This is a genomic window from Paraburkholderia sp. BL17N1, from assembly GCF_003634175.1.
Classification (GTDB): Bacteria; Pseudomonadota; Gammaproteobacteria; order Burkholderiales; family Burkholderiaceae; genus Paraburkholderia.
On sequence record NZ_RBIW01000001.1, the window covers coordinates 2197675 to 2221865 of the forward strand.

Consider the following 24191-nt stretch of genomic DNA (forward strand, 5'->3'; position numbering starts at 1 on the left):
GATAGAAGTGTTCGGAACTGTGCATGGGTATCCGATCATCGCACGTCAATAATCGGTACAAGAGAAAAGTTCTTTGAAGGAGAGAGCGATGCGTGAAGTCCGGATTTTCGAATTGGAACATGACGAGCCCGCGACGGCCTGGCGTGTCGCGCGTCCGTCGATCTTCAAGGTCATCTCGGGCGAGATCTGGCTGACTATCGAGGGCGACAGCGAGGATCACTGGCTCGCGACCGGCCAGTCGATCGAACTGCCGCGCCGCGCGGTGGCGTGGATCAGCGCGGGTCGGGCCGGCGCGCGCTTTGCGCTGGCGAGCGGCTCCGAGCGCACCGCAACGAAGCCGATTTCAGGCTCGCCAGTGTTGAACTGGCTGCCGCGCTGGCTCGGCGCGGCCTGACGAATCGCCAGGCTTTTCAAGCTGGGTCCGTAGCGTCTCAGTTCGGCCCGGCAGCTTCATATTCCCCGATGTAACGCGCGCGCGGCCGGATCAGGCGGCCGTCGCGCGTCTGTTCCATGGCGTGCGCAATCCAGCCGACCACCCGGCCGACCGCGAACAGCGTAAACGCGGCGCCCGCCGGCAACCCCAGCACTCGCTCGATGGCGGCAAGCGCGAAGTCCACGGTCGGCTCCGCGCCGGTCGTATCGCGCACCGTGCGCGCCAGTCCAAGCACTTCAGGCAACGGTGAACGCGCCGGCGCGCAGTCGGCGAGCATGGCGAACAACAACCGCGCCCGCGGGTCGCCGTCCGGATACAGCGGATGACCGAAGCCCGATAGCACCGGCCCGTGCGCGCCATGTTCGACGCGCGCGAGCCGATTCGCCAGATAGCGGTCGAGATCGGGCGCGCGCGACGCTTCTTCGAGCAGTGCGGCGATGCGCACCGTTTCGCCGCCATGCCGCGGACCCGACAACGCCGCGAGACCTCCTGCCACCGCGCCGAACAGATGCGTGCCGGTCGACGTGATGCAGCGCACCGTGAAGGTGGACGCATTCAACTCATGGTCCGCGCAGGCCACCAGCGCCGCGCGCAGCAAGCCGGCCTGCTGGCGGTTACGCACATGCCACGCTAAAGCCAGTTGCCGATGCAGCGGCTCGTTCGACGGCGCCGCCGAGATCATCGCGGCAGCCAGCAGCCGCATGACGGCGCAGGCTGTATCGAGTTGCGCCTCGCGGCCGAGTGCCCACACGCGCGGCATTTGCGCCGCTGCGGCCGGCAACAGCACGAGCGCGCGATCGAGCGGCGTACTGTCGCCCCACAGCTTGAGCCACGCGGCCCATTGAGCATTGGCGAACGGCACGGCCGGCGCATCGGTAATGCGCCGTGGGCTGCATTCCCACAGCAGCGCCGCGACGTCCTCGAGCGATGCGCTTTGCGCCAGGTCCATCGCATCGTGCCCGCGATATAGCAGGCGTCCGTCGGCGACCAGCGTGATGGACGATTCGAGCACAGGCACGCCCCAGTCAAGCACCTTCTGCGCGACCTTGCCCGCGCGTTTGCCGTCTTCCTTGCGGCGCGCGAGGCGCCGCACTTCGCCGGCGTCGTAGAGACGATGCTTGCCCTGCGCATCCGGCGACGAGCTCAGCATGCCCCGGCTCACATAAGCGTACAGCGTGGGCAAGCTGATGCCGAGCGCAGCGGCGGCTTCAGCGGCGGTCATGGCGTTAGAGGTTGGCATGAGTCGGCATGAGTCGGCATGGAAAAGGGCGGAAACCGAAGAAATCAATATATATTGATTATCATAATCAAGATTGATTGCGGTGGAGTGAAATTCTAGACTCGGTTCACTTCCTCCTGCTTTGCCAGGGACGACATGACACCTGAACTCGCTCTCAAACACATCTGGACCCTCGCCGGATGCGACCCGACCGCGCTGCGTTCCGTGACGCTGACCGGCGCTGATCCGGGTTTGCCGTCGGTCTACCGGGTCGGCAGCCTGGCCTCGGCGAGCATCGCCGCGACCGGTCTTGCGGCAGCCGACTATCAGCGTCTGCGCACGGGGCACAGGCAGCACGTGACGGTGGAGATGCGGCGCGCGCTGGCGTCGTTTCGCAGCGAGCGCTATCTGCGTGTCGACGACGGGCCGCCGCCCGCCTTGCGCGATCCGGTGATGGGTTTCTACGAGACACGCGACGGGCGCTGGATTCAACTCCACACGAATTTCGCGCATCACCTGCGCGGCGTATTGCAGATACTCGGTTGCGAGAACGATCCTGTTGCCGTGGCCGCCGCGATTCGCAACTGGGACGGCGCGACGCTCGACCAGACGCTCGCTGACGCCGGCCTCTGCGCGGCGTTGATTCGCACGCCCGACGAGTGGGCCGCGCTCGATCAGGCGAAAGCCATCGCGAGCTTGCCGCTCTTCGAAATCGAGCGTATCGGCGACGCGCCGGCCGAGCCGCCGCGCGAGCGCGGCGCGGATCGGCCGCTGGCGGGAGTACGCGTGCTGGATCTGTCGCGCATCATTGCCGGGCCGGTGGCCGGGCGGGCGCTCGCGCAGCATGGCGCCGACGTGTTGATGATCAACGGGCCGCATCTGCCGAACATCGCGCCGCTGGTGATCGACAACGGACGTGGCAAGCGGTCGGCTCTCGCCGATCTGCGCGACGCAGCGGGGCGTGAGGTGTTGCGCGGCCTCGCCGCCGATGCCGATGTGTTTCTTCAGGCATATCGCCCGGGAGCGCTGGCCGCGCGCGGTTTCGGTCCTGAGGAACTGGCGCGTGTGCGGCCGGGGATCGTCTACGTTTCAGTGTCGGCCTATGGGCACGAAGGGCCGTGGGCGCAACGGCGCGGGTTCGATAGTCTGGTGCAGTCGGCAAGCGGGATTGCCTTCACCGAGCGGCAGGCGGCGGGGTGGAACGAGCCGAAGCATTTGCCGTGTCAGGCGCTGGATCATGCGACCGGCTATCTCGCGGCATTTGGCGCGATGGTCGCATTGGCGCGGCGGGCTACCGAAGGTGGGAGCTGGCATGTGCGCGTCTCGCTCGCGCAAACGGGCCGGTGGCTGCAATCGTTCGGGCAGATTGCCGATGGCTGGCAAGCGCCCGACGTCACCCTCGACGATGTGCGCGATTGCCTTGCGACAGTGGAGTCGGAGTTCGGACGCGTGCTAGGCGTGCAGCCGGCAGAGGCTTTGGACGAGACGCCTGCGTACTTCGCGCTGCCGCCGGCCCGAATAGGCGCCCATGAGGCCAAGTGGACGTGAGGACTTCAGGTCAGCTGGCCTGCGGCGAGGCGTGTGCCGACACACAACCAACGCACGCCCCGCGCGCACAGTGAAAAAGGCCATCTATTTCCTCAACTCCGCCACGAAGTCGTAGTAATCGTTACGGCAGTACGTATCGGTCAACTCGATTGCGCGCTGATCGGCGGTGTAGCCCACGCGTGTGATCAACAACAGCGCCTCGTTCGGCGCGATGCTCATTTGCTGCGCGATTTCCTCGCTCGCGTTCACCGCGCGAAAATGCTGCAACGCGCGGACAATCGTCAGTCCACGGTTCTCCAGATACGAGTACAGCGAATCGCCAATCGCCTGGGGATCGGGAATCACCGCGGCGGGGAAGGTGGAATTCTCGACGGCCATCACGATGCCGTCGGCCATCCGCAAGCGCCGCAACCGGGTCACCGCCGCCGCCGGCGATAAGCCGAGCTGAATCACCTCGTCGCGGTTGGCCGGCAAAATTTCGCGCGACAACCACTTCGAACTCGGCGTAAAACCGCGTCGGCGCAACATTTCGCTAAAGCTCGACAGACGCGACAACGGATCTTCGTAGCGTGGTGTGATGAAACTGCCCGCGCCCTGAGTGCGTCGAATCAAACCCTGCTCGACCAGCAAGGCGATCGCCTTGCGTGAGGTGATCCGCGATACGCCGAGCGCCTCGGAAAGCACACGCTCCGAGGGCAGCGCCTCGCCCGCGTTCCAGCGGTTCTCGTGGATGGCGGCGCCGAGCTTGCGAGCCAGTTGCAGATATAGCGGCGTGTCGTTTTCCGGGTCCGGGCGCAGGTCGCGCCAGCGGTCTTCCGAGGCAGAGGTCATGGAACTCACGCAAGAAGGGCAAGCGGCAATTCTATGACATCGGCGCGCTGTGTTATAGCGGGCTTTTGCCTGGTGTCCGATCGAATGCCCGCTAAACCGCTAAACTCGTCGCTATGATTTTTCGCGGCACGCGCGGCGCATTCGCTTGCGCAGCGATATTGCCGACCACTGAGCCATTTCGAGGAGTCAGCATGACGAGCGACATCGCAAGCGTAAGCCTGCCCGACGGCGAACGCGTTCCGAAACTGGGGCAGGGCACCTGGGGGATGGGTGAAATGCCGGCGCGGCGAGCCGCTGAGATCGACGCGCTGCGTTGCGGCATCGAACTCGGCATGACGTTGATCGATACGGCGGAAATGTACGGCGACGGTGCGACTGAATCGCTACTCGGTGAAGCGCTGGCCGGATTGCGCGACAAGGTGTTTCTGGTCAGCAAGGTGTATCCGCACAACGCCAGCCGGCGCGGCGTGATCGCGGCGTGCGAGCAGAGCCTCAAGCGTCTGAAGACCGATCAGCTCGATCTGTATCTGCTCCACTGGCGCGGCTCGGTGCCGCTCGCGGAGACGGTCGAGGGCTTCGAGGCGTTGCGCCGGGCGGGCAAGATCCGCCATTGGGGCGTCAGCAACTTCGACACCGAAGACATGGAAGAACTCGCCGCCACGCCGGGCGGCGATGCTTGCGCGACCAATCAGATTCTCTACAACGTGGCGCGCCGCGGGCCGGAGTTTGATCTGCTGCCATGGCTCGCCTCCCGCAAGATGCCGGCCATGGCGTACAGCCCGGTCGATCACGCACGCTTGCCGAAACGCTCGCCGCTCGACGATATCGCCGACGCGCGTGGCGTCTCGGTGGTTCAGATCGCGCTTGCGTGGGTGCTGCGTCGGCCCAGCGTGTTGGCGATTCCGAAGGCGGCGCGCGTCGAGCACGTGCGCGACAACTATCGCGCATTGCAACTGCAACTCGGCGCCGATGAACTGGCCGCTATCGACGCTCACTTCAAACCACCGCGCGGCAAGCGGCCGCTCGAAATGCTGTAAGCGCAGCGCGCCTTGTCAGTTGCAGCTGTGGTGCATGTGGACGGAGCCGAGCACCGCGACTTCCGCGGGCGTGTGCCTGAGCGAATCCTCGTTGACCTGGCCGGCGTCCGCGACGAATTCGTCGACGATCGACGACACCTGCACATTGCGCAGGCACAGCGACACGCGCTGCGTTTCATTGGCGGGCAACGCGCTGCGCTGACCGAGGAACAGCACCCCATACTGATAGCCGTGGATGATGCCGCGAATCGCGCCGACGCATTGACCTTGCGCGACGTTGTCGGTTTTCTGCTTGCAGGTTTGCGCGAGCGAATACGCGGAGAAGGTGGGGTCGACCGGCGGGGCGGCTTGCGAGAGCGTCGGCGAGAGCGGCTGTGCCGCTTGTGCCGTTTGCGTTTGCGCGGGTGTTTGCGCCGATGTTTGCGCATGAGCGAGCGACGCGAGGCCGAGCGCCGCAGCCATCACCAGGCCGGTGGCCACACGCGCCGCGGAGCGGGGGACGTTTCGTTGCATGTTTGTGGTGCCCTCATATCGAACGTTGAATCTGATATGAGGCGATCGCTTCGGTTTGGTTCCAGGCGCGCGCGCACGGGCGGCTGATTGTCCAAGTTCTTGCCGCCTACACGCACGTCCGGGTGCGCGGTTCAAGTGTGCGATCCCGGCGCGCGGTCCAGATTCGCGTCAGGCCGTGCTACTCGTCACGCCGGGCGTTCTCGGGCGCGTTTTCCGATCTGTCGCCAGGCACCTTGCCCGCGACTTTTCCCGCATCGTCGCGCGACGCAGTTTGCAGCGCGCGCAATTCATCGACGGGGATGTGGCAGCGGATTCGATGCGCAGACGGCGTCGCCGCCTTGCTTTCGCCGGCATCGGCGAACGGCGGGTCCTGCTGTTCGCAGATTGCGCCCAGCTTGCGCGGGCAGCGTGTATGAAACACACAGCCGGACGGCGGCGATGCCGCGCTCGGCAAATCGCCGGACAGGCGGATGCGGGTCGCGCCGCCTTGGCCATCGAGTGTCGGCACTGAGGACAGCAACGCTTCCGTATATGGATGATGCGGTCCTTCGAACACGGCGGCCGCCGGTCCGATTTCCAGCAGTCTGCCCAGATACAACACCGCGATGCGATCCGACAGATAGCGCACGACGTGAAGATCGTGCGAGATGAAAACGTAACTCACGCCGCGCTCGCGTTGCAGGTCGGCGAGCAGGTTCAGGATCGCGGCCTGCACGGAGACGTCGAGCGCGGAAGTCGGTTCGTCGCAGACCACCACGCGCGGTTCGCCGGCAAACGCGCGGGCAATCGCCACACGCTGTTTGAGCCCGCCGGACAATTGGCGCGTGCGTGAGCCGAGATAGCGCTCCGGCAAGCGCACGGCGGCCGTCAAGGTGGCAAGCCGTTCGTCGATGGCCGGCCCGCGCAATGCGGTGAGCCGCGAGAGCGCGCGGCCGATCAGCCGTTTCACCGAATGCGCGCGATTGAGCGCGGAGTCCGGATTCTGAAAGACGATCTGCAGCGACTTGACCTGCTCGGCGTTGCGCCGCGTAACTCGAGCGGCGAGCGGTGCGCCGTCGAGTTCGAGCACGCCGCCCGCATCCGGCGTAAGCAGGCCGAGCATCAGCTTGGCAAGCGTCGTCTTGCCGCTGCCCGATTCGCCGACGAGGCCCAGCGTTTCGCCGCTGGCGAGATCGATCGAGACGTCGTCGACCGCCCGCAGGGGAGCGCCGGATACGTGAAATGTCTTCGAGAGTTTTTCCGCACGCAATACGGGAGCAGGGGACTTGGCGTCGATCCACGCACCATTGCGCTCGGGCACAGCTTCCGCACTCGCACGAGGCAATTCGATCGCGCGTTCGTGGTAATGGCAGCGCGACATCTGATCGCCGCGCGCGGCACTCACGCGATACGGCGGCGGTGCTTCACGGCGGCAGCGGTCGTCGGCGAGACGGCAGCGATCCGCGTAGACACAGCCCTGCGTGACCGAACCGGGCAAGGGCAGACTGCCCGCGATCGTGTCGAGCCGCTCGCTGCCCTTGCTGCGCCCGGCCGTGGGCAAACAGCGCAACAGTCCGACCGTGTAAGGATGACGCGGCCGCGTGAAGACATCTTGCGTCGCGCCTTCTTCGACCAGTTTGCCCGCGTAAAGCACGCCGACGCGTTCGCACATCCGCCCGATCACCGCGAGGTTGTGACTGATGAAGAGCACCGCCGTGCCGAGTTCTTTGCGCAACTGCGCGACGAGGTCGAGCACTTCCGCTTCGACGGTCGCATCGAGCCCGGTGGTCGGCTCGTCGAGAATCAGCAGCGCGGGGTTCGAGGCGAGCGCCATGGCGATCACCACGCGCTGTTGCATGCCGCCCGACAATTGATGCGGGTAACTCTCCATCACCCGTTCGGGCGCTGCGATGCGTACTCGTTGCAGCATCTCGTGCGTGCGCCGCAAGGCTTCGTCGCGCTCGATGCCGGCGGCTTCGAACGCTTCGGAGACTTGCCGCGCGATCGTCAGCGACGGGTTCAGCGCGCGCCCCGGATCCTGATAGACCATCGAGATCGCATTCGCGCGCATGTTGCGCAACGCGTCGGCGTTGAGCTTCTGCACGTCCTCACCGGCAATGACGATCTTGCCGGCCTTCACCTTGCCGTTGCGCGGCAGATAGCGCAGCGCCGCCATCGCGACGGTCGACTTGCCGCAGCCGGACTCGCCGACCAGCCCATACGCCTCGCCGCGCCGCACGCGAAATGAGATGTCCTGCAGCACTTCGCGATCGCGTCCGCGTATCCGGTACGTGACCGTCAGCCCGACGACGGTCAACGCATCCGTGCGGTCGCTCTTCGAGACGTCGAAGGCGGGGAACGAGGAGGGCGGCGGGCCGTTCATCGGTCGAGCACGCCTTGCACGCTGTCGGCGATCAGATTCACGCCGACCACGAGACTCGCAATCGCGCCGGCCGCGAACACCACGGTCCACCATGCGCCGCCCGCCATCAGCGTGTACGACTCGGAGAGCGCGAGGCCCCAATCGGCCGACGGCGGCTGAATGCCGAAGCCGAGAAACGATAGCGTGGCGACCGCGAAGATCGCATAGCCGAGCCGCACCGTTGCTTCGACGATGATCGGCGGCAGCACGTTCGGCAGAATCTCGGCGAACATGATGTAGGGCGCGCGTTCGCCACGCAATTGCGCCGCGGCGACGTAGTCGAGATGGCGTTCGGCGAACACGGCGGCGCGCACGGTGCGCGCGGTGATCGGCGTGAACGTGATGCCGATCACGAGAATGACGGTGAGGTTCGACGCACCGACGGCGGCGAGGGCGAGCAGCGCGACGATCACGAGCGGCAGCGCGAGCACGGCGTCGATCGCGCGTCCGACCACGTTGTCCACCCAGCCTTCGAAGTAGCCGACGATCAAGCCGAGCGTGGTGCCCGCTATCGTGCCGAGCAAGGTGGCGAGCGGCGCGATAGTGAGAATGTCGCGCGCGCCGACGATCACGCGCGAGAACACGTCGCGCCCGAGCTGATCGGTGCCGAACCAATGCGTGCTGTCGGGCGGTGTTAGCGAATTGAGCGGATCGGATGCATACGGGTCGATGCGCACGATCCATTGCCCGGCAATCGCGCAGACGATCCACCATGTGACGATCACCACGCCTACCACGAAGGTGGGTGAGCGCAGCAGCAGGCGCAACTGGTCGAAGCGCGGCTCGGCGGCAACACGTGGTGTCGGCGGAACGATGGTGCTCATTCCGCGCTCCTCACCCGCAGCCGCGGATTGAGCAGCACATGCAACGCGTCGGCGACGAGATTGGCGACGGTGTAGACCACGCCGATTGTCAGCACGCCTGCTTCGAGCATCGGAAAGTCCTTGGCCTTGGCTGCGTTGTAGATCAGCGAGCCGATACCTTGATAGTGGAACAGCGTCTCGACCACCACGAGGCCGCCGATCATATAACCGAGCTGTGTGGCAGCGACCGTGATGGTGGGCAGCAACGCGTTGCGCAACACATGCCGCCAGATCACGATATGACGCGGCAGGCCTTTGAGAATCGCGGTGCGCGTGTAGTCCGCATCGAGCGCCTCGACGGTGCCGGCGCGCGCCATTCTCGCGATATAGCCGAAGAACACCAGCACGAGCGGCAGCACCGGCAGCACCAGGTGACGCAGTTGTTCGAGCGCGCTCGCTTCGGGCGGATACGACGCCTCGATCGGCAGCCAGCGCAGCCACACGCCGAACACGAGAATCAGCACGATCGACGAAACGAATTCGGGCACCACCGTCGCCGATAGTCCAGCAATGCTGATCGTGCGATCGAGCCAGCGCCCCGCGTGCATGGCCGACCACACGCCGCCCGCAATGCCGAGCGGCACTACCACGATGAACGCCAGCAAGCCGAGCTTGGCGGAATGCGCGAGCGCCTCGGCGATAAACGGCCGCACCGGCTCGCGATACGCATAGGACAGCCCCATATCGCCGCGCACGAAATGTGAGATCCAATCGATGTATTGCGTCAGCAGCGGCCGGTCGGCGCCAAGTTGATGATTGAGCGCGGCGACCGCGCGCGCATCGGCGAGCGGGCCGAGCACGGCGCGGCCGATATCGCCGGGCAGAAGCTGTCCGCCCGCGAACACGATCACCGACAGCAGCCAAAGCGTGATCAGCGACAGGCCGACACGCGTCGCCAGAAACCGCAGGACGCGGCCCGCGTTGCCGCTCGGCGCAGAGGAAGCGGAAGGGGTCACCGTGGTCGACATCGTGCTCTCCTGTCGCAAACGCGCCGGCGCTCAGGCATTCGACATCACGCGCTCAACACCGCGCGGTCGAAATAGAGTTGCGCGAGCGCGGTGAAGCGCACGCCGTTCACGCCCTTGCGCGTGGCGATCAGTTGATCGTAGAAGAACGGAATGATGATGGGCGTTTCATCGAGCAGCAGCGTCTGGATCTGCCCGGAGATTTTCTTCTGCGAGTCAAGATCGATGGCGGCGACGAATTGCGCGACCAGTTGATCGTATTGCGGATTCTTGAAGTGCGCGGCGTTCCACGTGCCGGTGCTGGTGAGCGGTGCATTCAGGAACACGTTCGGCACGCCGCGATGACCGTAGTCGGTAATACCGAGCGGCGAGTCCAGCCAATCCGATTTGCCCGGCGTGCCCGCGCCGTAATACAGCGACTGGCTCTCTACCTTTAAATTGATGCGCACGCCGATCGCCTTCGCCGCGTTCTGCACGACCACCGCGAGATCGGGAATCTCCATGTATTTCTCGGTGGTCAGCGTCACGTCGAATCCGTTCGGCACGCCCGCTTGCGCGAGCAACTGCTTTGCCTTCGCGACATCGATCTTGCGTTGCGGAACGCCCGCATCCGAGGACGGAAACACGGGCGCGAACGGACTGTCGTTGCCGAGTTGCGCGCGCCCTTTGAACAGGCCACGCACCAGCACATCACGATCGAGCGACAATGCCAGCGCCTGGCGCACGCGCTTGTCCTTGAACACCGGACTGTCGTTGCGCATATGAATCTGCCGATGCGCGCTCGACTTCACGCCGACGGCCTTGTAATCCGGATTGTTCAGAATGCCGGCACCGCCCTGCACGGTGAAGGTGCCCATCACATCGGCCTGATGGCCTTGCAGCGCGAGCAATTGCGCCTGTTCGTCGGCGTAGAAGGAGAACTGTACGCGTTGCGGTAACGCTTTGTCGCCCCAGTAGTCGGGATTGCGCACGAACGACGCGCCCACTTTCGCCTGATACTTTTCGAGCTTGAACGGACCAGTGCCGATGAAGCTCTTTTCATAGCCGCCCGCGTAGTTGGCGGGCAGGATCACGGCGTTGTAATTGTCCGAGGAAACGTAATAGGGGAAGTTGCCGTTCGGCGCGTCCAGATGAAACGCGACCGTGTGGTCGTCGACCACTTTCGCGCCGCCTTTGGACAGCACACCCTTGAGCACGGACAGCGCCGCCGAGCCGCTTGCCGGATCGGCGAGGCGGTCGAAGGTGGCGACCACGTCTTTGGCGCTGAACGGCTGGCCGTCGTGGAACTTGACGTTCGGCCGCAGCTTGAAGGTCCACACGTCGCCCTTGTCGTTCGGTTTCCACGACAAGGCGAGCGCCGGCTTCAGCACGAGCTTTTCGCCGTCGTCGTCGATCAGGAATTCGCCGGTCTGGTTCAGCAGCGCAAGACTGGCGGCGTCCGTTACCGTAAGCGGATCGACCGCGCCCGCGGGCGTCAGGTGAGCCACGCGGATCGTCTGATTCGCTGCGCCGGCGGCGCCTTGCGCGCGAGCTTGTGGCGCATTCAGCACGCCGCCGCCCACCAGCGACAAACCAATCACGCTGGCATAGCGCAGCAGGTCGCGGCGCGTGATGCGGCCGGCGAGGAATTCGTCGATGGCGTGGTTGCCGTAGGCGTCGGCGGTGAGGCGGGCTGCGTCGAGTGCGAGAAATCGGTCCGCGGGAGTCTTCATCGATGGAGTGTCCAGTCCGTTCTGTTGCCGGTTCTGAAGGGCCGCGCAGGATGAGCGCGACAGGCGACGGTATTGCAATGACGAAAGCGACAGGGCGAAGCGGGTTCAGTGTAAGCGATTGCTCATGGATTCGGAGCGCCTGCGCCGCCGCCGGGTTCGCGTTTGGCGGATAAAAGGGCAGCTGTGTATCGTCATCACAACGTTCGGCGCGGCCGTGGCGCAAGGCATGTCCGAAACGCCCGCCGCTGCGGCAGCGCAACGGCCGATGCCGCGAATGGAAACCTTACCGACCGCCGCGCGCGACAGGTGCTGGATTTACCGCGCGACCGCGTTCGGGCGCCGCCAGCGGTGGAACAGCACCGAGCCGATCCAGCACGCCATGAACATCGCGACGATGCCATAGCCCAACGCGCCGAAGCGCTCGTTCACGTTGGCCACCGCTTCCCATACGCCGCCGTTCAAGCCGAGCTTGTCCGACAGCAGACCGAGCGCCTCGACGCCGCCGATCACGATCGCCACCACCGCCGAAACGAACGTGATGCTCGCGTTGTAGTAGAGCTTGCGCTTCGGGTCGTCCATGGCCCAGCCGTAGGCGTGGACCATCAGCACGTTGTCGGTCGAATCGACGAGTGTCATGCCGGCGGTGAAGAGCGCGGGGAACACGAGAATCGAATAGAGCGGCAACCCTTTGCCGGCTTCGGACGCGGCAATCGCCAGCAGACCGATCTCGGTCGCGGTATCGAAGCCGAGGCCGAACAGCACGCCGACGGGGTACATGTGCCAGCTTTTCGTCACGAGCCTGAAGAGCGGCCGCAGCGCGCGCGACAGCAGACCAGCGGGCGCGATCGAGTCCGGTGTTTGAGCGGGCAATTCGCCGCTGCGTCGGACTTGCCGGTAGCGGCGCCATACGTCGCTCAGAATCGCGAGGTTGACGGCGGCCAGCACCAGCAGAAAGCTCGCGGACACGAGCGTGCCGATCGTCCCGCCGACAGCCTTGAACGTCTCGAAACGGCCGTGCAGCGAATGCGCGGTCCACGCGATGCCGATCGTCGCGAGCATCACGATCGTCGAATGCCCCAGCGAAAACGACAGCCCGACGCCGAGCGGACGCTTGCCGGTTTGCATGAGCTTGCGCGTGACGGCGTCGATTGCCGCGATGTGATCGGCGTCGACCGCATGACGCAAGCCGAAGCCATACGCAAGCAGCGCGGTGCCGAGCAGCAGCGGGTAATGGCGAAACGCGATCAACGCCCACGCCCACGCGCCGAGATTGGCGGCGATCAGCACGGCGTACAGCGTGAAGAGGCGTGGGCGCAGGGAAGCGGTCGGCGTCATGAGTGGCGTGGGCAAGAGTTAGTGATCGTGCGGATGCTTGTGAATCGGATCGACCCAGAACACCGTCTCGGGCTGTTCCACCGCGTCGATGTTCAGATTGACCACCACTGCTTCGTTGTCGCTGCGCACCAGCACGCATTCGAGCGGGTCGTCCGTGCTCGCGTTGATCTCCTGGTGCGGCACGTACGGCGGCACGAAGATGAAATCGCCGGGGCCGGCTTCGGCCGTGAACTCCAGATGCTCGCCCCAGCGCATGCGCGCCTGGCCGCGCACCACGTAGATCACGCTTTCGAGCGCGCCGTGATGATGCGCGCCGGTCTTCGCATTCGGATGGATCGTCACGGTGCCGGCCCAGATCTTCTGCGCGCCGACGCGCGCCGCATTGATCGCGGCGGCGCGATTCATGCCCGGCGTCTGCGCGGTGTTGCTGTCGAGCTGATCGCCTTTGATGACCTTCACGCCGTGCTCACGCCAATCGACCGGGCCAGCGGGTGGCGCGTCCTTGTAATGCGGGTGTTCGTGATCCTGGCTCATGATGTGTCTCCTCGAGGGCTAGAGTCCCGGCGTTCGGCACGGCGCCGTCTGGCATTTTTGCATGTTCAAAAACGTGCGTGTGAAGAAGCCCTGTGTGCGGCGCAGCGGACGCAAAAAAAGCCCGTCCGCAGGGGACGGGCTTCGAGCCGTTGGCGTGTGCTGCCTTCGGCTTGATGGTGGCTCGCGCTTACTTATGCTTCGCGTTGATCACGGCTTCAGCGACGTTGTTCGGCGTTTCCGCGTAATGCTTGAACTCCATCGTATAGGTCGCGCGGCCCTGAGTCGCGGAACGCAGCGACGTGGAGTAGCCGAACATCTCCGCGAGCGGCACTTCGGCGCGCACCAGCTTGCCGCCGCCGCCCGCAATGTCTTCCATGCCTTGCACGAGTCCGCGACGGCTCGACAGGTCGCCCATCACGTTGCCCATGAAGTCTTCCGGCGTTTCCACTTCGACGGCCATCATCGGTTCGAGCAGCACCGGCTTGGCTTTGCGCATCGCTTCCTTGAAGGCCATCGAGCCGGCCATGCGGAACGCGTTCTCGTTCGAGTCGACGTCGTGGTAGGAACCGAAGGTCAGCGTCACCTTCACGTCGACCACCGGATAGCCGGCCAGCACGCCGGCCTTCAGCGTTTCCACGATGCCCTTGTCGACTGCCGGAATATATTCGCGCGGAATCACGCCGCCCTTGATCGCGTCGACGAATTCGTAGCCCTTGCCTTGCGGCGCCGGCTCCAGCGTGATCACCGCGTGACCGTACTGACCGCGGCCGCCCGACTGCTTGACGAACTTGCCTTCGACATCTTCGACCTTGTTGCGCACCGTCTCGCGATACGCGACCTGCGGCTTGCCGACGGTCGCCTCGACGCCGAACTCGCGCTTCATGCGATCGACCAGAATTTCCAGGTGCAACTCGCCCATGCCCGAGATGATGGTCTGGCCGGATTCCTCATCCGTCTGCACGCGGAACGACGGATCTTCCTGGGCAAGACGGTTCAGCGCAATGCCCATCTTTTCCTGGTCGACCTTGGTCTTCGGCTCGACAGCCTGCGAGATCACCGGCTCAGGGAAGATCATGCGTTCGAGGATGATCACGTTGTTCGGATCGCACAACGTGTCGCCCGTGGTCGCTTCTTTCAGGCCGACGGCCGCGGCGATGTCGCCCGCGTAGACTTCCTTGATTTCCTTGCGCTCGTTTGCGTGCATCTGCAAGATCCGCCCAAGGCGTTCCTTCTTTTCCTTGACGGCGTTGTAGACCGTGTCGCCCGAATTCACCACGCCGGAATAGACGCGGAAGAAGATCAACTGGCCCACGAACGGGTCGGTCATGATCTTGAAGGCAAGCGCCGAGAACGGATCGGTGTCGGTCGGATGACGCTCGATTTCCTTGTCGTATTCGTCGTGACCGGTAATGGCGGGCACGTCGACCGGCGAGGGCAGATAGTCGATCACCGCGTCGAGCATGGCCTGCACGCCCTTGTTCTTGAACGCGCTGCCACACAGCATCGGCACGATTTCGTTGGCGATGCAGCGCGCGCGAATGCCGTACTTGATTTCCTCTTCGGTCAGGGTCTCGCCCCCGAGGTATTTGTCGAGCAGTTCCTCATTCGCTTCCGCCGCGGCCTCGACCATCTTGTCATGCCATTCCTTCGCCGTCGCGGCGAGTTCCGCCGGAATATCGCGGTATTCGAACTTGATGCCCTGGTTCTCTTCGTCCCAGAAGATCGCCTTCATCTTGACGAGATCGACTACGCCCTGGAAGTGCTCTTCCGCGCCGATCGGAATCTGGATGGGCACTGCGACGCCCTTCAGGCGATCGCCGATCTGCCGCTGCACGCGGAAGAAGTCCGCGCCCACGCGGTCCATCTTGTTGACGAACGCAATGCGCGGCACCTTGTACTTGTTCGCCTGGCGCCACACGGTTTCCGACTGCGGCTGCACGCCGCCGACCGAGTCGTACACCATGCACGCGCCGTCGAGCACGCGCATGGACCGCTCCACTTCGATCGTGAAGTCGACGTGTCCCGGGGTGTCGATGATGTTGATTCGATGTTCCGGATAGTTGCCGGCCATGCCCTTCCAGAAAGCGGTGGTGGCCGCCGACGTGATGGTGATGCCGCGCTCCTGCTCCTGTTCCATCCAGTCCATCGTTGCCGCACCGTCGTGAACCTCGCCGATCTTGTGGGTCACGCCGGTGTAGAACAGGATGCGTTCAGTGGTGGTGGTTTTGCCGGCATCGATGTGAGCGCTGATGCCGATATTCCGGTAGCGCTCGATGGGAGTCTTGCGGGGCACGTGAACCTCCTTGGAATGGCGCGCCTGAAACGCTTGCCGGGCGGCAGTCTGTGCCGCCCGGGGAGCCTTGGGTGCTGCTTTACTAAGACTACTAGGATAGCGCGTCGGCCCGTCTTTTGCAGGAAACTTGCCAGCCGGACGCGAAGGCGTGCCGGCAAGACTTCGGCTGGCGGCGCCGCGCGCCTGGTGGCGCCGCAAGGCGAGCGGATGTCGCGCCGGCCGATGCCGCGGCGCGGAAAAGAAAAAAGCCGGCGCCTCGAAACGAGGCACCGGCTCCTTGAAAGCGGTGGGCCGAAGCGCGGCGCTTTGGCGCGGCCGGCGCGGGTGTTATTGCGCTGCGGGCAAGCCCTGAATCTTCATTCCCGGTTTGACGCCTTTCGACGTGAACCAGCCTTTGCTCATCTCCAACGCATACACGCCGTTGTTCTTCGGGCAGTGATTATTGGTGGTCTCGGCCTGCATTTCGTCGATGTCGGTAACCGTGCCGTCGGCGCGGATAAACGCGATCGACAGTGGGATCAGCGTGTTCTTCATCCAGAAGCAATGCACGGCGTTTTCGCCAAAGACGAACAGCATGCCTTCATTCGGCGCGAGGCTCGTGCGATACATGAGGCCTTGCTCGCGGTCCGCGTCGTTCGCGGCGACGGCGGCGTCGATCACGAACATACCCGCCGTCAGTTTCGCACGGGGAAATTCGCTGGGCTGTTTGGCGCCGGCCGGCATCTGCTGCGCATGCGCAGGAGCGGCCGTGGAAGCAACGAACGACAACGCGGCGAACGGCAGCGCAACGGCAACAGCGAAACGCGCAATCAACGAGCGCATGGGAAATCGCACGGCATGACTCCTTGCTGGAAATTAACCCGCGAATGTTACGCGAGCGCGTCAAAAACAAAAAGGCAGATCGCCTTGCGGTGATCTGCCTTTCAACGCCGTAAGAACGGCAATGAAGCTAGTTCTTGACTGCGTTTTTACAACAAACTTACTCCGAAGCGCCCGAAGCTGCAGCTGCTGCTGCTGCCTTCTTGTGCGACTTCTTGTGAGCGTGCTTCGTGGTCTTCTTTGCCGACGAAGCTGCTGCCATCGGAGCTGCCGAAGCTGCTGCCGGTGCCGAAGCTTGTGCGAATGCTGCCGTTGCGAAGAGACCAGCGACCAGAGCGGCGATCAGTTTGTTCATTTTGTGAATCCTCAGCTTTAGTTAATTAACCAAATGACCCGGTTATATGTAGAGTCATGTCGGTAAACGTGCCATCCACCTTTCGGTTGACAGCCGCATCGACAAATTTTTCGACACGTCTGCTTTAGCGCTCAGACTGCCCGCACCTACCGCAAAAGCGGCTTGCACAAAGGCCCTTAAGGCTGAATGCCGGATAGCTTTAGGCGGCATCTGCGTCGAATAACGCCTGAGCTTGCGCACCGGTTGACGTGAATTTTATGGAAAAGTTATATGCGCTTGCGTTGGTGCAAACGACAGACTGCGGCGTACCCGCGCATGCCATTGTTTCACGCGCTCTTTTGTTTGCCGATACAACGAGTTAGCTTATTTTTTGCAGCGTGGAATGCAGGCGTGTTGCGGATTCGATCATCAGTCGGCGCGCGTCTGCGGATGATCAGGCGATGCCTTCCCACGGCGCCTTCGGTGGCAATTCGACGCTCTCGCCCGGTTGCAGCCCCAGCGAAAAAATGTCGAGCGCGCCGATGCCGACGCGTACCAAGCGAAGCGTCGGGAACCCCACCGCGGCTGTCATGCGCCGCACCTGGCGGTTCTTACCTTCGGTGATCGATAGCTCGATCCAGGTGGTCGGTATCGCGGCGCGAAAACGGATCGGCGGGGTGCGTGTCCAGAGTGCGTCGGTCGGCTCGACATAGTCGGCGCGGCAGGGCCGCGTCACGTAGTCGCCGAGATCGACACCGCGTGCGAGCTTTTTCAGCGCTGCCGCGTCGACGACGCCTTCCACTTGGGCCCAGTAACGTTTGACAAGCTTGTGACGCGGCTCGGCAATGCGCGCTTGCAATGCGCCGTCGTCGGTAAGAAGCAGCAGACCTTCGCTGTCGGAATCGAGCCGGCCCGCGGGATACACGTTGGGCACTTTGACCCAGTCGGCCAGCGAAGCGCGCGTCTCGTGCGGCGAGAACTGACAGATGGTGCCGAACGGTTTGTTCAGAGCGAGAAGGTGCATAGGAAAAAATAAGAATGGCGTAGAGAGGCTTGCGCCGCTACAGCGCCGGGAGGCGCCGGGCCGACCGTAAATGGCGGGATAATAAAGCATCACGCGCGACTGAATACTCGGCATCTTATATAAGACATAAGACTTGCGCCTTGCCGTTTTGCATTCGTCCATGTTGGAAAACCCCGAGCCGTTGCCGCCTCGGAGCCACCGCCGCGTGGGCTAGAATAGCGGCCAGACCGCTTGCAGTCGTCCGGCATTGCGCGTAGCGAGGAGCGCCCCATTTCGCAGTCTCCCCACCAGCTTTCAGCACAGCCTTCACTGGAGTCCGATCATGCCGTATCAGCACATCAAGGTTCCGACCGGTGGTGACAAGATCACCGTCAACGCCGATTTTTCGCTCAACGTGTCGGATCAGCCGATCATTCCGTATATCGAAGGCGACGGCACCGGCCTCGACATCACGCCGGTCATGATCAAGGTCGTGGACGCCGCGGTTGAAAAAGCGTACGCGGGCAAGAAGAAAATCCACTGGATGGAAATCTACGCCGGCGAGAAATCGACCAAGGTGTATGGCCCGGACGTGTGGCTGCCGGAAGAGACGCTGCAGGTGCTCAAGGAATACGTGGTGTCGATCAAGGGCCCGCTCACCACGCCGGTCGGCGGCGGCATCCGTTCGCTGAACGTCGCGCTGCGCCAGGAGCTGGACCTGTACGTGTGTCTGCGTCCGGTGCAGTATTTCAAGGGCGTGCCTTCGCCGGTGCGTGAGCCCGAAAAGACCAACATGGTGATCTTCCGCGAAAACTCGGAAGACATCTACGCCGGTATCGAATGGCCGGCCGAATCGGAGCAGGCGAAGAAGGTCATCAAGTTCCTGCGCGAAGAGATGGGCGTGAAGAAGATCCGCTTCCCGGATACGTCGGGGATCGGCATCAAGCCGGTGTCGCGTGAAGGCACGGAGCGTCTGGTGCGCAAGGCGATCCAGTACGCGATCGACAACGAACGCCGCTCGGTCACGCTGGTGCACAAGGGCAACATCATGAAGTTCACCGAAGGCGCTTTCCGCGACTACGGTTATGCGCTGGCGCAAAAAGAGTTCGCAGCGGAACTCATCGACGGCGGCCCGTGGATGAAGATCAAGAATCCGAAGACCGGTGGCGACATCGTCCTGAAGGATGTGATCGCCGACGCGTTCCTGCAGCAGATCCTGCTGCGTCCGGCGGAATACGACGTGATCGCCACGCTCAACCTGAATGGCGACTATGTATCGGATGCGTTGGCCGCGCAGGTCGGCGGTATCGGTATCGCGCCGGGCGCGAACATGTCCGATTCGGTCGCGATGTTCGAAGCCACGCACGGTACGGCACCGAAGTACGCCGGCAAGGACTACGTGAACCCCGGTTCGGAAATTCTCTCGGCGGAAATGATGCTGCGCCATCTCGGCTGGACCGAGGCGGCGGACCTGATCATCAAATCGATGGAAAAATCGATTCTGCAAAAACGCGTTACGTACGACTTCGCCCGCTTGATGGAAGGCGCGACGCAGGTATCGTGTTCGGGCTTTGGCCAGGTGCTGATCGAGAATTTGTGAGGCGGTTCGCGCTGAGCTAAGTGAGTTCATCTCTGCAACCCCGGCGCCGTGAGGCGGCCGGGGTTGTTTGTTTTTTGCCCGCGGGATCGCGAGTTCGAGCGCATTGCGATGCCACGAAAAAACGCGCTATAGCTTCGCCGGCGCGGCCGTCACGCGCGTGATCGGCATTGCGAACCGTTATTGAGATGCCGGCCATGTGGCGTCGGTTAAGTTACGCCGCAGCGAGCGCCCGCTCGCCCGGCGCGAGGGTCGCGCAACTTTGTCCGAGCCTCGGCCGCGTCACTGCATGCAAACACAATAACGATGAATACGAACCTCACACCCATCGTCGCGAATGTCTACGTCGCCACGCCGAGCTATGGCGCGGTCGTCACCACCGGCTACGCGCTCGGACTTCTGGATCTGCACGATCTGGCGCAGCAATACGGCTTTGGCGTGCGCGTGAACTTCAACAGTTTCGACAGTCTCATCACACGCGCCCGCAACACCATGGTCGCGGAGTTTCTCGCCGATGATCGCTTTACGCATCTCATGTGGATCGACAGTGATATCGGTTTCAAGGGCGACGATGTCGTCCGGCTTCTGCGGGCGGACCGGCCGGTCGTGGCCGGCGTCTATCCGATGAAGAACGACGGTTGGCCCGCCGCGGGTCTCGCGCAGCCGCTGCCGGCCGGTTCGACGCGCGCGGACTTCCGGACGATGCACGCGTCGTATCCGGCCGTGGCGCGTTCCAACACGCTCGAACCGGACGCGGACGGCTTCCTCGACGCGCTCGATGCGCCGACCGGCTTCATGCTGATCCGACGCGATGTGTTTCTTGCGCTGATCGAGGCGTATCCCGAGCTGCATTGCCGCTCGCGCTTTGTCGGCCGCCCGGAATTCGACGCAGGCAAGGTGGCGGACTTTTTCTATGCGTTTTTCGACACCGGTATCGATCCCGAGACGCGGGCGTACCTTTCCGAAGACTATTGGTTCTGCCGACTGGTGGCGAGCATCGGCATCACGCCGGCGATCGACGCCCGTTCTAACCTGACACACCAGGGGATCGCAGTGTACGAAGGCGATGTCGCCCGCAGCCTGGAAGCGCAGCGCGCGATGATGCGCCGTATCGCCGCATAGGGTGTCGCGTCGGCGCTGCTTGCCCAGGAAGCCCGGTGCAGAAAAAACGGCGAAGGGCTGTTATCGCAAGCGGGGAAGCGTGCATTGAATGAACCGCTACCCGATATATGGGACGCGCGTTCAGTCAGCACGACTAGATACTGACGCCAAAAAAAGAAACCCGGCACGAAGCCGGGTTTCAAAGGACGGGTATCGACCAGTTTCAGGCGGGTGCCTGGATGTTCGATGCCTGTTTGCCCTTCGGGCCTTGCACGACCTCGAAGGTCACCTTTTGGCCTTCCTTCAGGGTCTTGAACCCATTCATCTGGATGGCCGAGAAGTGTGCAAACAGATCCTCACCACCTTCGTCAGGCGTGATGAATCCGAAACCTTTTGCGTCATTGAACCATTTGACCGTACCAGTTGCCATTCCAACTTCCCCTGTAACTCATGTCACTACCACGAGCCCTCGAAAAGCTCGACGGCCGCGTGATGCAGCCGCTCCCTCCTCACAAGCTCACCATCGGCATTTTTTCGAAATTATGGCGCAGTGAAAAAAGTGCCAGCTTGATTGTTGAGGCTCTTTATTCGGGTGTCAAGAAAATTTTGAGACGGAGTCGCGGCGTTGCAAACAGGCCATTTCCAGGGTTTTTCCCGCTTTCGTTATGTGCGGTTGCGCAAGCGGGGCGTCTTGAAAAGTCGCATAATCGACTCACATGCTGTTCTGCGGCGCGTACCGCTCAAGTTGAGGCCGGGCGAGCCGTCAGCCAGTTAAGGCAGGTTGTGCGATACTCGATCCGACTGCGGTGCAACACGACCGCAAGGCATCACAGGATAGGGGCCGGCTCCGCAATCGGCTCGTCGATTTAACGCACGCATTGGCGGGGTCTCTCCCATCAGGCGATAGCGAACGGGCTCACCGGCCGGTCGGCCGGGTTTTGACAGGATTGCGGGCCTGTCCTAGTTGTTTAGAATGGGTGTATGGCGATTATCCCGGACAAGCAGGACGGCACCGTACTGGAGCGGCAGGAGAAAAAGCTCAAGCCGCCATCCATGTACAAGGTGGTGCTGCTGAATGACGACTTCACGCCAATGGAATTTGTCGTGATGGTCGTGCAGGAATATTTCAATAAAGATCGTGAAACCGCAACACAGGTAATGTTGAAGGTGCATCGCGAGGGCAGGGGAGTTTGTGGGGTCTATACGCGGGACATCGCGTCGACCAAAGTCGAGCAAGTCGTTACCCACGCACGGCAGGCCGGGCATCCGCTGCAGTGTGTGATGGAGGAAGCATGATTGCCCAGGAACTGGAAGTCAGCCTGCACATGGCGTTCATGGAAGCACGCCAGGCGCGGCACGAGTTCATAACGGTCGAACACCTTTTGCTGGCCCTGTTGGACAATCCAACCGCGGCGGAGGTGTTGCGTGCATGCGCGGCCAATATCGAGGATCTGCGCCAGAACCTGCGCAACTTCATTCATGACAACACGCCGACCGTGCCTGGCACGGACGACGTCGACACGCAGCCCACGCTGGGATTCCAGCGTGTGATCCAGCGCGCGATCATGCATGTGCAGTCCACCTCGAATGGCAAGAAGGAAGTGACCGGCGCGAACGTGCTGGTGGCGATCTTCGGCGAGAAGGATTCGCATGCGGTGTACTACCTGCAACAGCAGGGCGTGACGCGTCTGGACGTGGTGAATTTCATCTCGCATGGCATCGCCAAGACGAGCAGCACGGACGCCGCGAAAGCGAGCGACGCGAATGCCGAGTCCGACGAAGCCGCCGCGCAGAAGGAAACGCCGCTAGCGCAGTTCACGCAGAACCTGAACCAGATGGCGAAAGACGGCCGCATCGATCCACTGATCGGACGCGAGTCGGAAGTCGAGCGCGTGGTCCAGGTGCTGTGCCGCCGCCGCAAGAACAATCCGCTGCTAGTCGGTGAAGCCGGCGTCGGCAAGACGGCGATCGCCGAAGGCCTCGCGTGGCGCATTACGCGCGGCGAAGTGCCGGACATTCTCGCGGATGCCCAGGTGTATTCGCTCGACATGGGCGCGCTGCTCGCCGGCACCAAATATCGCGGTGACTTCGAACAGCGTCTGAAGACGGTCCTCAAGGAATTGAAGGAACGTCCGCACGCGATCCTGTTCATCGACGAAATTCATACGCTGATCGGCGCAGGCGCTGCGTCGGGCGGCACGCTGGACGCGTCCAACCTGCTCAAGCCGGCGTTGTCGTCGGGTACGTTGAAGTGCATCGGCGCGACCACGTTCACTGAGTATCGCGGCATCTTCGAAAAAGACGCGGCCTTGTCGCGCCGTTTCCAGAAGGTCGACGTGACCGAGCCGACCGTCGAACAGACGGTGGCGATCCTGCGCGGCCTGAAGTCGCGGTTCGAAGAGCATCACGGCGTGAAGTATTCGTCGGGCGCACTGTCGGCGGCGGCTGAGTTGTCGGCACGCTTCATCACGGATCGTCATTTGCCGGACAAGGCAATCGACGTGATCGACGAAGCGGGCGCGGCGCAACGCATCCTGCCGAAGTCGAAGCAGAAGAAGACCATCGGCAAGAACGAGATCGAGGAAATCATCTCGAAGATCGCTCGCGTCCCGCCGCAAAGCGTGTCGCAAGACGATCGCAGCAAGCTGCAAACGCTGGATCGCGATCTGAAGAGCGTGGTGTTCGGGCAAGACCCGGCCATCGACGCGCTGTCGGCCGCGATCAAGATGGCGCGTGCTGGGCTCGGCAAGCTGGACAAGCCGATCGGCGCGTTCCTGTTCTCCGGCCCCACGGGCGTCGGCAAGACGGAAGTGGCGAAGCAACTGGCGTTCACGCTGGGTATCGAGCTGATCCGCTTCGACATGTCGGAGTACATGGAACGTCATGCGGTCAGCCGGTTGATCGGCGCGCCGCCGGGCTATGTCGGTTTCGACCAGGGCGGTCTGCTCACGGAAGCTGTTACGAAGAAGCCGCATTGCGTGCTGCTGCTCGACGAAATCGAGAAGGCGCATCCGGACATCTACAACGTGCTGCTGCAGGTCATGGACCATGGCACGCTAACGGACAACAACGGCCGCAAGGCGGATTTCCGCAACGTCATCATCATCATGACGACGAATGCGGGCGCCGAGGCGATGGGCAAGTCGGTGATCGGCTTCACGAATCGTCGGGAAACTGGCGACGAAATGGTCGACATCAAGCGCATGTTCACGCCGGAGTTCCGTAACCGTCTGGACGCAACGATCAGCTTCCGTTCGCTCGATGAAGAAATCATCATGCGCGTGGTCGACAAGTTCCTGATGCAGCTGGAAGATCAGTTGCACGAGAAAAAGGTCGATGCGCTCTTCACCGACGCGCTGCGCAAGCATCTCGCCAAGCACGGCTTCGATCCGTTGATGGGCGCGCGGCCGATGCAGCGTCTGATTCAGGACACGATCCGTCGTGCACTGGCCGACGAGTTGCTGTTCGGCAAGCTGATGAACGGCGGCCGCGTGACGGTCGACGTGGATGCCGAAGACAAGGTGCAGTTGACCTTCGACGAACATCCGGCGCCGCGCAATCCGAATCCGGAAGCAGTGGAAGTCGAGTAAACTTACGCGGTAGTACTGATAAAAAACGGCGTGGACTAGGTCCACGCCGTTTTTTTTGAATTG

21 protein-coding genes are annotated in these 24191 nt (G+C 63.0%); 7 read left to right on the forward strand and 14 right to left on the reverse strand.

Annotated elements, in window-relative coordinates:
• Positions 1-88: 88 nt before the first annotated feature.
• Positions 89-394: a DUF2917 domain-containing protein gene (locus tag B0G82_RS09875; RefSeq protein ID WP_121307266.1), complete on the forward strand. Its 306-nt coding sequence runs from the start codon at positions 89-91 to the stop codon at positions 392-394.
• A gap of 37 nt (positions 395-431) precedes the next feature.
• On the opposite strand, the gene B0G82_RS09880 is transcribed toward B0G82_RS09875, so the two are convergent.
• Entirely contained in the window at positions 432-1673 is a 1242-nt protein-coding gene (locus B0G82_RS09880) for a citrate/2-methylcitrate synthase (RefSeq protein WP_121307267.1), read from the reverse strand.
• A gap of 135 nt (positions 1674-1808) precedes the next feature.
• On the opposite strand from B0G82_RS09880, the gene B0G82_RS09885 reads away from it, so the two are divergent.
• On the forward strand, positions 1809-3200 hold the full coding sequence (locus B0G82_RS09885; protein WP_121307268.1) for a CoA transferase: 1392 nt from the start codon (positions 1809-1811) through the stop codon (positions 3198-3200).
• Between the two features lie 84 nt (positions 3201-3284).
• Here the strand turns inward: B0G82_RS09885 and B0G82_RS09890 are convergent, their stop codons facing one another.
• Complete coding sequence (locus B0G82_RS09890; protein ID WP_116118157.1) at positions 3285-4031, reverse strand: GntR family transcriptional regulator; 747 nt, start codon at positions 4029-4031, stop codon at positions 3285-3287.
• A gap of 191 nt (positions 4032-4222) precedes the next feature.
• On the opposite strand from B0G82_RS09890, the gene B0G82_RS09895 reads away from it, so the two are divergent.
• Complete coding sequence (locus B0G82_RS09895) at positions 4223-5068, forward strand: aldo/keto reductase (RefSeq protein WP_121307269.1); 846 nt, start codon at positions 4223-4225, stop codon at positions 5066-5068.
• 15 nt (positions 5069-5083) lie between these two features.
• Here B0G82_RS09895 and B0G82_RS09900 read toward each other — a convergent pair whose 3' ends face one another.
• The 11 genes from B0G82_RS09900 to B0G82_RS09950 form a co-directional block, all read right to left on the reverse strand.
• Positions 5084-5581: a Rap1a/Tai family immunity protein gene (locus B0G82_RS09900; protein ID WP_121307270.1), complete on the reverse strand. Its 498-nt coding sequence runs from the start codon at positions 5579-5581 to the stop codon at positions 5084-5086.
• A gap of 178 nt (positions 5582-5759) precedes the next feature.
• Positions 5760-7943: an ABC transporter ATP-binding protein gene (locus B0G82_RS09905; protein ID WP_121307271.1), complete on the reverse strand. Its 2184-nt coding sequence runs from the start codon at positions 7941-7943 to the stop codon at positions 5760-5762.
• Positions 7940-8806, reverse strand: coding sequence for an ABC transporter permease (locus tag B0G82_RS09910; RefSeq protein WP_121307272.1), 867 nt, complete (start codon positions 8804-8806; stop codon positions 7940-7942). Before B0G82_RS09910 ends, B0G82_RS09905 begins: the two co-directional genes overlap by 4 nt.
• Positions 8803-9813: an ABC transporter permease gene (locus B0G82_RS09915; RefSeq protein ID WP_121307273.1), complete on the reverse strand. Its 1011-nt coding sequence runs from the start codon at positions 9811-9813 to the stop codon at positions 8803-8805. The genes B0G82_RS09910 and B0G82_RS09915 overlap by 4 nt, the downstream gene beginning before the upstream one ends.
• 44 nt (positions 9814-9857) lie before the next feature.
• Complete coding sequence (locus tag B0G82_RS09920) at positions 9858-11522, reverse strand: ABC transporter substrate-binding protein (protein ID WP_121307274.1); 1665 nt, start codon at positions 11520-11522, stop codon at positions 9858-9860.
• A gap of 315 nt (positions 11523-11837) precedes the next feature.
• Positions 11838-12857: a HoxN/HupN/NixA family nickel/cobalt transporter gene (locus B0G82_RS09925; protein WP_121307275.1), complete on the reverse strand. Its 1020-nt coding sequence runs from the start codon at positions 12855-12857 to the stop codon at positions 11838-11840.
• A gap of 18 nt (positions 12858-12875) precedes the next feature.
• A complete protein-coding gene (locus B0G82_RS09930; protein WP_116139384.1) occupies positions 12876-13391 on the reverse strand; it encodes a cupin domain-containing protein in 516 nt (171 codons plus the stop codon).
• A gap of 187 nt (positions 13392-13578) precedes the next feature.
• Positions 13579-15684 (reverse strand): elongation factor G, encoded by a 2106-nt coding sequence (gene fusA, locus B0G82_RS09935; RefSeq protein WP_106283427.1) that lies wholly within the window; start codon positions 15682-15684, stop codon positions 13579-13581.
• 327 nt (positions 15685-16011) lie between these two features.
• Positions 16012-16518, reverse strand: coding sequence for a DUF192 domain-containing protein (locus tag B0G82_RS09940; protein WP_116139386.1), 507 nt, complete (start codon positions 16516-16518; stop codon positions 16012-16014).
• Positions 16519-16663: 145 nt separating this feature from the next.
• Positions 16664-16858, reverse strand: a complete 195-nt coding sequence (locus B0G82_RS09945; protein ID WP_041758551.1) for a hypothetical protein — start codon at positions 16856-16858, stop codon at positions 16664-16666.
• A 433-nt stretch (positions 16859-17291) separates the two neighbouring features.
• Positions 17292-17861: a pseudouridine synthase gene (locus tag B0G82_RS09950; protein WP_121307276.1), complete on the reverse strand. Its 570-nt coding sequence runs from the start codon at positions 17859-17861 to the stop codon at positions 17292-17294.
• Positions 17862-18183: 322 nt separating this feature from the next.
• Between B0G82_RS09950 and icd the strand changes: the two genes are divergently transcribed.
• Together icd and B0G82_RS09960 are read left to right on the forward strand one after the other, a co-directional pair.
• Entirely contained in the window at positions 18184-19440 is a 1257-nt protein-coding gene (icd, locus tag B0G82_RS09955; RefSeq protein ID WP_106314184.1) for an NADP-dependent isocitrate dehydrogenase, read from the forward strand.
• 303 nt (positions 19441-19743) lie between these two features.
• Positions 19744-20559 carry a hypothetical protein gene (locus tag B0G82_RS09960; RefSeq protein ID WP_121307277.1) on the forward strand — a complete coding sequence of 272 codons (816 nt, stop codon included), beginning with the start codon at positions 19744-19746 and terminating at the stop codon, positions 20557-20559.
• 202 nt (positions 20560-20761) lie between these two features.
• Here B0G82_RS09960 and B0G82_RS09965 read toward each other — a convergent pair whose 3' ends face one another.
• Positions 20762-20968 (reverse strand): cold-shock protein, encoded by a 207-nt coding sequence (locus B0G82_RS09965; protein ID WP_007180614.1) that lies wholly within the window; start codon positions 20966-20968, stop codon positions 20762-20764.
• 551 nt (positions 20969-21519) lie between these two features.
• On the opposite strand from B0G82_RS09965, the gene clpS reads away from it, so the two are divergent.
• Positions 21520-21834, forward strand: coding sequence for an ATP-dependent Clp protease adapter ClpS (gene clpS, locus B0G82_RS09970; protein ID WP_012434130.1), 315 nt, complete (start codon positions 21520-21522; stop codon positions 21832-21834).
• The gene (clpA, locus tag B0G82_RS09975; protein WP_074765373.1) at positions 21831-24128 is read left to right on the forward strand and encodes an ATP-dependent Clp protease ATP-binding subunit ClpA; all 2298 of its coding nucleotides are present in this window, start codon (positions 21831-21833) and stop codon (positions 24126-24128) included. Before clpS ends, clpA begins: the two co-directional genes overlap by 4 nt.
• The last annotated feature ends 63 nt before the right edge of the window (positions 24129-24191 follow it).